The organism is Streptomyces longisporoflavus (genome assembly GCF_014649775.1).
Taxonomy (GTDB): domain Bacteria; phylum Actinomycetota; class Actinomycetes; order Streptomycetales; family Streptomycetaceae; genus Streptomyces; species Streptomyces longisporoflavus.
The window spans coordinates 1-7,897 of record NZ_BMTR01000076.1 but is presented as its reverse complement, the minus strand read 5'-3'; the positions used below and the strand labels follow the sequence as shown (position 1 = coordinate 7,897).

Annotated in this window: 9 protein-coding genes; 7 read left to right on the top strand and 2 right to left on the bottom strand. The window is 66.2% G+C overall.

Going from position 1 to position 7,897, the window contains the following annotated elements; all coding sequences use genetic code 11:
- Positions 1 to 580 precede the first annotated feature (580 nt).
- Positions 581 to 733: a DUF6087 family protein gene (locus IE226_RS44745; protein ID WP_229871972.1), complete on the bottom strand. Its 153-nt coding sequence runs from the start codon at positions 731 to 733 to the stop codon at positions 581 to 583.
- A gap of 178 nt (positions 734 to 911) precedes the next feature.
- Here IE226_RS44745 and IE226_RS43200 point away from each other — a divergent pair, with 178 nt between their 5' ends.
- The 3 genes from IE226_RS43200 to IE226_RS43190 all read left to right on the top strand — a co-directional run bounded on the left by IE226_RS43200 (position 912) and on the right by IE226_RS43190 (position 2,836).
- A complete protein-coding gene (locus tag IE226_RS43200; RefSeq protein WP_190087021.1) occupies positions 912 to 1,427 on the top strand; it encodes a DUF4760 domain-containing protein in 516 nt (171 codons plus the stop codon).
- Entirely contained in the window at positions 1,342 to 2,307 is a 966-nt protein-coding gene (locus IE226_RS43195) for an alpha/beta fold hydrolase (RefSeq protein WP_308429611.1), read from the top strand. The genes IE226_RS43200 and IE226_RS43195 overlap by 86 nt, the downstream gene beginning before the upstream one ends.
- 103 nt (positions 2,308 to 2,410) lie before the next feature.
- Complete coding sequence (locus tag IE226_RS43190; RefSeq protein ID WP_190087019.1) at positions 2,411 to 2,836, top strand: DUF4760 domain-containing protein; 426 nt, start codon at positions 2,411 to 2,413, stop codon at positions 2,834 to 2,836.
- Between the two features lie 972 nt (positions 2,837 to 3,808).
- On the opposite strand, the gene IE226_RS43185 is transcribed toward IE226_RS43190, so the two are convergent.
- On the bottom strand, positions 3,809 to 4,654 hold the full coding sequence (locus IE226_RS43185) for an enoyl-CoA hydratase/isomerase family protein (RefSeq protein WP_190087018.1): 846 nt from the start codon (positions 4,652 to 4,654) through the stop codon (positions 3,809 to 3,811).
- A gap of 120 nt (positions 4,655 to 4,774) precedes the next feature.
- On the opposite strand from IE226_RS43185, the gene IE226_RS43180 reads away from it, so the two are divergent.
- From IE226_RS43180 to IE226_RS43165, 4 genes are all read left to right on the top strand, one after another.
- Positions 4,775 to 5,170 carry a winged helix-turn-helix transcriptional regulator gene (locus tag IE226_RS43180; protein ID WP_190087017.1) on the top strand — a complete coding sequence of 132 codons (396 nt, stop codon included), beginning with the start codon at positions 4,775 to 4,777 and terminating at the stop codon, positions 5,168 to 5,170.
- A gap of 385 nt (positions 5,171 to 5,555) precedes the next feature.
- Positions 5,556 to 6,254, top strand: coding sequence for a hypothetical protein (locus IE226_RS43175; protein WP_190087016.1), 699 nt, complete (start codon positions 5,556 to 5,558; stop codon positions 6,252 to 6,254).
- A 567-nt stretch (positions 6,255 to 6,821) separates the two neighbouring features.
- On the top strand, positions 6,822 to 7,262 hold the full coding sequence (locus IE226_RS43170) for an OsmC family protein (RefSeq protein ID WP_190087015.1): 441 nt from the start codon (positions 6,822 to 6,824) through the stop codon (positions 7,260 to 7,262).
- A gap of 522 nt (positions 7,263 to 7,784) precedes the next feature.
- On the top strand, positions 7,785 to 7,897 hold a 113-nt coding region (locus IE226_RS43165; protein WP_506417427.1), incomplete at its 3' end, for a VOC family protein.

Sequence of the window (7,897 nt, the reverse complement as noted above, 5' to 3'; positions counted from 1 at the left end):
GATCGCCCCCACAACCGGAAGCAAAACAGCCGCCGTGACTACACCACCCAGCGGGACATGACCCGCCCGTTGGCTGAGGGCCTCGACTGCCTGGGGTTCGATGCGCGGTAGCTCGCCGCAGGCCGGTCGTTGCGCCGCCCCTCTCAGCGTGTGGTCGACGAGTTGGGCAAGGCCGTTCGGGTCCCAACCCATCGGCTCATCGAGCAAAATCGCGCAAAGGAGTTGGGTCAGCGTGAACTTGAACGAGTCCGGGTCGCGGGCACCTGATCGCCTGGTGGGTCGAGTCCCGCTACTGAGCAGAGCCACGACGGGGCCCGCCCGCCTCCAAGCGGCAGGCCCGCCGTCGTGGACGTCCACGGTGAGGCGAAACGGCTGAACCTGCTCATCACCAGGAACTGATCCGCTGATTGCCCACCGGCGGGCCCATCGGCTGTAGTCCGGGACACGACAGGCATGGGCCCTCACCTCCATGAGATCACCCCGGGCTCAAAGACGGTCACCTACCCGTTCTGATCCCGAGCCCGGCGACGGCAGCATTGGCCAAGTGCCTCCGACGCCGCCGGGCGCCTCCACCGGGGCCCTACTCCTGATCGGTCGGTTCGTGGGAGTCGGGCCCGTGGCCCCAGGCCGTGGCTGCTGCGAGGCCGGGGGCAGTGCCGACAGGGACATACACGAAACCGTCCCACTCCTCCAAGGCCCTGGGCGCTTCGCTGTAACGCCCTGCCGAACGCATCTGGAGGCCCTTCTGTCGCTCCAGTCAACGGCCGTACGAGGCACCCTTGTTGAGGACTTCGACGGGGTTCACACTACTGCCAGTCCCGCGCTGGGTTCACTGCCAGCAACTGCTCTCCGTACATGCCTTGCTGGCATTCTCAGCGCACCGAGGTCCGAACACTGCACCGGGTGGCACCATGTACAACGCCGCTTCACTGATCGTCTCACTGATCGCCTTGGTACTTTCGGGTTTCGCCACGGTACGGCAGACGCGCCATGCACGATCCGAGAGCGACATGACGTGGGTCCTTGAAGTAGCCATGCGCAACATCCGTGACAAAGAATTCCAGAGCGACCAGCGGTACGTGTTGACGCAGCTCGCTCGGGACCATCCGCCGGACGGCGGAATGGACGCTCTACCCGAACCGGCCCGCTCCATGACGCGCAACGTCGCCTTCACTTATGAGTACATCGCCATCATGTACGCGCTGGGGATGGTCGATTCCCGTGTCGCCTTGGGCATCTTCCACTTCCGCATCAGTCAGGTCTGGGTAACTCTGGAGCCCTATATTCGAGCAGAACGCGAGGCCAGGCAGGCACCTTGCTGCCCGTTCTTCGAAAGCTTCTATGTCCATGCCAGCGGCAAGCCTGCCGAAGACGTCCTACGGTCCATCGGACTTCGCAGTCTCCGTGGTTTCCTGCCCCACCGATGAACACTCTCCCCTCTCTTCCGCAGCGGAGCAGACCGGGTTGGTCCACACGAAGGGAAAGTCCATGACTTCCTGTCCGATGACGACCGCGAGCCTGCGGCTTGCGGCTACGGAGCGCGCTCCCGAAGCCGCCATGCCGCGAGCGGGCCCGGCCGTGGTGTTCCTCCACGGACTGGGCTGCGAGCGGGGGCAGTTCGTCCGGCAGTTGGAAGGGCTTGACCCTGGCTTACAGCTGCTCAGTCTGGACTTGCCCGGACATGGAGAGTCACCAGAATTGTGTGCCCCTCGGTACACCATCGCGTCGATGACCAGAGCGGTCGGCAGTGAACTACGTGCACGGGGTTACCGCAGTGTCGTTCTGGTCGGGCACAGCGCTGGCGGGCTCATTGCCCTGCAGACCGCCGTGGACCTTCCTGCTCTTGTGCACGGTGTCGTCGTGCTCGATACGAACATCGCAATCGGTGAAGCCGATCGGCAGGCAAACAGAATCCGGGCCCGGGAATCGGAAACCAACGACTGGCGGAGCTACTTCATGGCCTCGATGGCCTCAGCGTGGGGGGAGGGCACCGCCGCGACGGCACAGGAGCGAGCCTTCGTCTTCGACGCGTTGGAACGTGCCCCCGAACACGTTGTACGGCCGCTCTGGCACGACATTCTCATGTTCAAGCCCGAGTTGCTCTGGCGCCGATGCCGTGTGCCCTCCCTCTACCTCCGCAGCAAGAGGGACACCAACCTGACGCTGTTGCAGTCGCTGAATCCGCTGATCTCGACTGCGGATCTGCGACCGTACTGCGACGGACACTGGCCGCATCTACAGTGCCCGGGCGTCGTGAATACCTTCTTGCACAATTTCCTGGCTCAACTGACCGTCGACAACTGCTGACCGGGACGGCACGGTGGATACCTCAACGTTGGTCAACATAGGAGCCATAGCGGTATCCGTCTTCGCGCTGGCCGTTTCCTCATGGCTTGCCAAGAATCAGTTCATGGCGCAGCGACACGGAAACCACGTCGGTCCGCTGATCGAGCTCCTGACCGAGTTCCGCTCGCTTGAGTTCCACCGCAACTACGCCTTCATTCGCGACGAATTACCCGGGTTGTCAAGCGACGGCGGGATCTCAGGCCTTGATGAGGACGTGCAGAAGAAGATCTACGATGTCGGGTACTTCTTCCAGCTGTACGCGATCCTGGCCTATCTCGACATCATGGACGAGCGGTTCGTCAGCGCACTGCTTCACCGGCGGTACATCGAAACGTGGGCCGCCCTGGAGCCGTTCGTCCGCAAGGAGCGCGAGCTCCAGGGACTGTCAGACAGCGCCATCCTCAACATCCTGGAGACCTTCGTTGCTCGGTTGCACGAGAGTCCTCCAGAGGAAAGGCAGAGGATGCTGGCCGGGCGGCACCGGCGTTAGCGGTGCGATCCCGGCGCCACATGCTCTACGTCACGTACTGCCGCCCGACGCCGCCGTGAACGACCGCTGAGAACCTCGCACGGAAAACCGAACTGCGGACAGCGTACGGCGGGTCTGCTCCGCAGGTCATGGCCCCCATTCCGTGGGGCAAGTCCCCACTGCCGCAGAACACCAACTGGCCCGGCGGTGGCCACAGTTCATGGCGAACACCGGACAAGCCCCCAACACGGTCGACGCGTACGGGCGGGCGGTCGCGAACTACCTGCGGTTCTGTGCCGAGGATGGCACGGACCCCCTGCCGGCCCGAGGCCGCAGCACTGCTCGGCTACAAGAGCGCCAGCAGTTCCGGCAGCTCGCTCGCGCAGGGCGACCTCCCACTCCTCGAGCAGACCGACGCAACCAAGCCCAGCACCAGAGGGCCGGCCAAACGCGCGTGGGCACGCCGCCGCCTGAAGCAACAGCAGGCGCAGCGCCGCAGAACCGACTGAACAAGCAAGCATGTCACCCCGGCGGTGACCTCCAGACACGGTATCTGGTCAGAGTGGTTGATGCCCAGGAGGACCAGGAACCGCACGGTGGCCTTCGGCTACCAGCTGGCGGACTGCCGCCGCAGCCTCCTTGGTGCCGATGTCGAAAGTCTGCCCGATCTCGAAGCGGGTCATGAACCGATCGCCGGGTTCGTAGTTGCGGTGGATCGCGGTTCGCATCAGTCGGTACGCACGCTGCTTCCCCGCTCTTCACCAGGCCGGCCGATGGCAGCTCGACAGGACCAACATGCAGATCACAGCCCCGCCCCGGGCGCAAAGCGGCGGTACGGCAGTTGCGGGGCCCTAGCAGAGTACGCAGGCGTTAGTGACTGTTCGGCCGCTGACGTGAGCCGAAGCTCAGGAGTTGTCTCCTGCGGAGCCACGTGAGCTGGCGAAGCGGAACAGTCGAAGCAGTCTGGTTGTCACCGAGGAGGCATTCGACTTGTCACGGGTGGTCATTCAACTGCCCGGCGAGATGGCGGAACAGACCCTCGAGGTCCTGTTCGCCGTCCCGGGTCTGGGCGCCGTTGGCCAGTCCGGCGCCCATGAGCTGTGCCGTGGCCGGACGGAATACGAGCCCTGCCCAGGCGTCGTTCTCCCGCGCCAGACCATCAGAATGATCGCGGAGGACCATGGTGCGCTTGGCTGCCGCGACGACGCTGCCGGGCAGCGCGGCGATGTTACCGGCGAGGCGGTCGACGAACTCGTCGAGCTGGTCGGCAGGGACGGCTCGGTTGACCCAGCCGTACCGCTCGGCAGTCTCGGCGTCCATCAGGTCGGCGCCGAGCACGATCTCCAAGGCGCGGTTACGGCCGACGCGCTCGGTGAGGTACTGCGTGGCGCCGCCGCCCGGGACGATGCCCATCAGGGCTTCGATCTGGCCGAGCCCGGCCGTGCCGGTCGCCGCGAACGCCATGTCCGCGGCTACGACGAACTCGGCTCCGCCGCCGCGCGCCTTGCCGGCGAGCTTGACGATGGTTACCTGAGGCTGGCGGCGCAGCTGCTCCCCGACGGCCTGGAAGACGTTGACGCCGTCCGGCAGGTCGGCCATGAGTCCGGCGAGGGCGTCCGGGGTGATGGTCATGTCGACGTGGGCGAGGAAGAAGTCGGGGTCCGCGCTGTCGAACACGATCACGCGTACGGTGTCGTCGCCGGCCAGCGTGGTGAGCAGGCGCCGCAGGTCGCTCATGACCCCGACGCTGAGGACGTTGATCGGCGGGTTGTCGATCGTGACGTGTGTGACTGCATCCTTCCGGCTGACGCGCAGGGTCTGGTAGGCGTCGTGGCCCATGGCTTTTCCCCTAGGTACCTGGCAGGATTCTGGTTCCTGTTGCATACCTACAGTGAAACCGGCTGTGACCTGCGTCAATAAGGCACTTCAGGCATCCCAGGGATCGTGGAGGATACCGCTATGGCCACTTCTGAGGCCGTCTACCGGGCCATCGCCGAGCACGACGTGGTGTTCCGGGCCGACTGTCCGAGCCGGCCCATCCTCGATCAGATCGCCGACAAGTGGTCGATGATGGTGATGGCGGTTCTGGTCGAACCACGCCGGTTCAACGAGATCAAGCGCCGCCTCGACGGCGTTACGCAACGCGTCCTCACGCAGACCTTGCGCCGGCTCGAACGCAACGGGATGGTCGAGCGCCGCGTCCTGCCGACCTCGCCGGTCGGCGTCGAATACTCGCTGACACCCCTCGGCGAATCCCTGCGCGAGCCGTTCGCTCACCTCTACGACTGGACCGTCGCGAACGCCGCAAAGATCCAAGCACGTCAGCGCGACTACGACCAGCGAGCCCCGCGCTGACACAACGACCATGAAGCCGGGCCGAAGAAAGCGGCACCTGCCCGGCCCGGCGACCTGTGCCGCCCGCCAACCACGACCGGCGACTCAAGCTCATACGGAGAGCCGTGACGGTTGGGAGGCGGCGCCGACGGTGTCGTTGATCGAAGAACTGAGGGCCGCGGCTCAGGTGCGAAGGGAGTCACGGCAGTTCACGGCCTGCCCCACGAGCTTCCCAGAGCCCGAGCTACACCCATCGACAACCACCCACAACACCGCCGGTGCCAACAAGCCTGCCCCTGTGACAACTGACGCGCTTCTGCCCGTAACGGCGGTCCCCACCGCGGTGCACATGCGCGCTTGTGCTGCTTTAGCCACACAGATCGCGGCCACACGGAAAGATCAGCTCATGACCTTCAGCGACCTCTCCGCAGGTCACTCCACGGCCATCTTCTCCCAGCTCCGCGACTGGGGCCTGATCTGGGACACCTACAATCCGGCTGTCCACGGAACCCACCGGATGCCGCCCTTCTGCACCGGAGTACGGCACGAGAACTGGTGGGGCAGCACCGTGCAGATGGACGCGCTGCATGACGACAAGCTCGCCGCCCTGGTCGACGACGAGGAGGGTATCCAGGCCCTGTGCCGTCTCAAGCTCGACGAGTGCACCGATGAATGGATCGCCGGTGACGTCGAGGCAGGAGAGAAAGCCATGGCGGCATGGTCCGACGGTCACCGTGAAGCCGCCGCGTGCCTCGCCGTCGCCGGGGTCGAGCAGATGCTCCACAACCTGACCCACGTCCCCCGCGGGCCAGGCGCTCACAAGAGGCTGCAGAAGGCCGGCGAAAAGAAGCCGAACGACTACCTGCCCACGTATCAGTACGCACTGGCACCGCTGAATGCCTTCTACACCCCCTACGACCCGGGCAAGGGCGAAGCGGTCCCAACGACTCTTTCCCGGCACGCTGTTGTGCACCACCTGCCCCTGTCCCACCTGAGCCCGGGGCGCTGCATCATCGCCGTCATGCTCCTCATCTCGATCATCCGTGAGACTCAGGAACGCTACGACGGCATCCGGTACGACCTGCTCACGCAGGCCGGCGACTAGAGGCCGGGGTCATGTCGCCTGTACGGGTGGCTGTCCGAGCCAGGTGATGGCGAGGACGGACAGGCGGCGCGGGGCCGGTTCACCCAGTACGTGAGGGAGAGCTGGCCGACGGAGGCGTGGCGGGCGTCCCCGCCCTCGGGGTCATCGGGGTTCCACTGCCGGAAGCCCCATGGGTCACTGGCGGCAGCGTCCAGGACGTCCCACACCATGCCTTCGACGTGCTCGGGCAGCGTGTCGAGGACCTTCGCGGCCGGGGCGGAGAAGCGGGCCCTCTTCGATCAGGGTCTCGAGTTCGGCCCGGCCCAGCGTGCTCATGGCCTCACGGTAGCGGCCCCCGCCTCGACGCCGGCGCGGCTTTTGCCGGATCTGCGTTGCCAGGCCGGCACATCGGTGGCGGCGCAAAGCCCGCATGTCGTCGGGTTCATACTTCTGAGCACGGCGGTCCCTCCCGTCCACCGATGGGCTGCAGGGCGGAAGATCTGCAACGACCCCGTGCTGCGCGCCTGTCCGGGGCAGCCCGGGCAAGCCTGCGGACGGTTTGTACAGCGCGAGGCTACTGTCGGCGCCATGACTGATGATGCACTGCGTTCCGTCACCATCGAACGCGCCGGCCCGGGACGGTTCACCGCCACCAACGCCCGCGGGGACGTGCTCAGTTTCGCCACCGGCCAGAGCGCCGGATTCACGCCCGTCGAGCTCTTCCTCGCCGCGATCGGCGGATGCACCGCAGCCGACGTGGAGGCCGCCACCACCCGTCACAGCGAGCCGACCACATTCACCGTCACCGTGAGCGGCAACAAGGTCCAGGACGAACACGGAAACCGGATGTCGGACCTCACGGTCACCTTCACTGCCGCCTTCCCCGACGAGCCCTCAGGCGACCGCTCCCGGGCGATCCTGCCCCGGGCCGTGAAAACCTCCCACGACCGGCTGTGCACCGTCAGCCGCACCGTAGAGGCGGGCACACCCGTCAGCGCCATCGTGGCCGGCACACCCGACGACAACTGACACCACCACGCCAGGCGCCCCGATCCCGTCCCCTCCCCCGCCCCCGTCGCAGACATGCACCCACTCCTCCTCCCTCATCGACAGCGGCCCGCAAAGCCGCACCCCTCCCGACCCTGGCGAGGGCTGCCACCACGCCGCCGCACAACTCCTGCGCCTTCCCCTGGCAGCCCCGCGCGCACAGCCGTAGCCGCCGCACACCCCGACACCCCCGGGCCCATGGAGGCGTGGCGGGGGCGCGCTGTGCCCCGAAAAAGCGAACGACGAAACCCACCACTCCACGGCCACGCCGCGCAGGTCAAAGATCAAGCCAGGGTCTGACGTCACCTTCCCCTCTGTTCCACCGGGCGGCCCTGCGGTCCTGTTCCGGCGGCCCGGCCGGGGCGAGGCCCTCCTCCAAAAAAATAGTCTTCCCGCCTGCTCGCCTCACCCGGTACGGTCTCGATCATGTTCCCGCTCCGGGGAGCCCAGGGGTTCCGCGCGCGGACGCCCCAGCAGTTCCCACGTCGAGAGCAGGTTTCGTACATGGCATGCCGTATCAGTGAGCTCGTGCTCGGTTGTCGCGACCCCGAGGCACTGGCGCGGTTCTGGTGCGAGGTCCTGGACTTCGTAGTGCTCGATCGCGAAGGAGACGACTG

Bases quoted from the DNA above. Each gene is read 5' to 3' on its own strand.
- IE226_RS43200 (WP_190087021.1), top strand. From the start codon at position 912: ATGTACAACGCCGCTTCACTGATCGTCTCACTGATCGCCTTGGTACTT.
- IE226_RS43170 (WP_190087015.1), top strand. From the start codon at position 6,822: ATGACTGATGATGCACTGCGTTCCGTCACCATCGAACGCGCCGGCCCG.
- IE226_RS43180 (WP_190087017.1), top strand. From the start codon at position 4,775: ATGGCCACTTCTGAGGCCGTCTACCGGGCCATCGCCGAGCACGACGTG.
- IE226_RS43195 (WP_308429611.1), top strand. From the start codon at position 1,342: ATGTCCATGCCAGCGGCAAGCCTGCCGAAGACGTCCTACGGTCCATCG.
- IE226_RS43175 (WP_190087016.1), top strand. From the start codon at position 5,556: ATGACCTTCAGCGACCTCTCCGCAGGTCACTCCACGGCCATCTTCTCC.
- IE226_RS43190 (WP_190087019.1), top strand. From the start codon at position 2,411: ATGGCGCAGCGACACGGAAACCACGTCGGTCCGCTGATCGAGCTCCTG.
- IE226_RS44745 (WP_229871972.1), bottom strand. From the start codon at position 733: ATGCGTTCGGCAGGGCGTTACAGCGAAGCGCCCAGGGCCTTGGAGGAG.
- IE226_RS43185 (WP_190087018.1), bottom strand. From the start codon at position 4,654: ATGGGCCACGACGCCTACCAGACCCTGCGCGTCAGCCGGAAGGATGCA.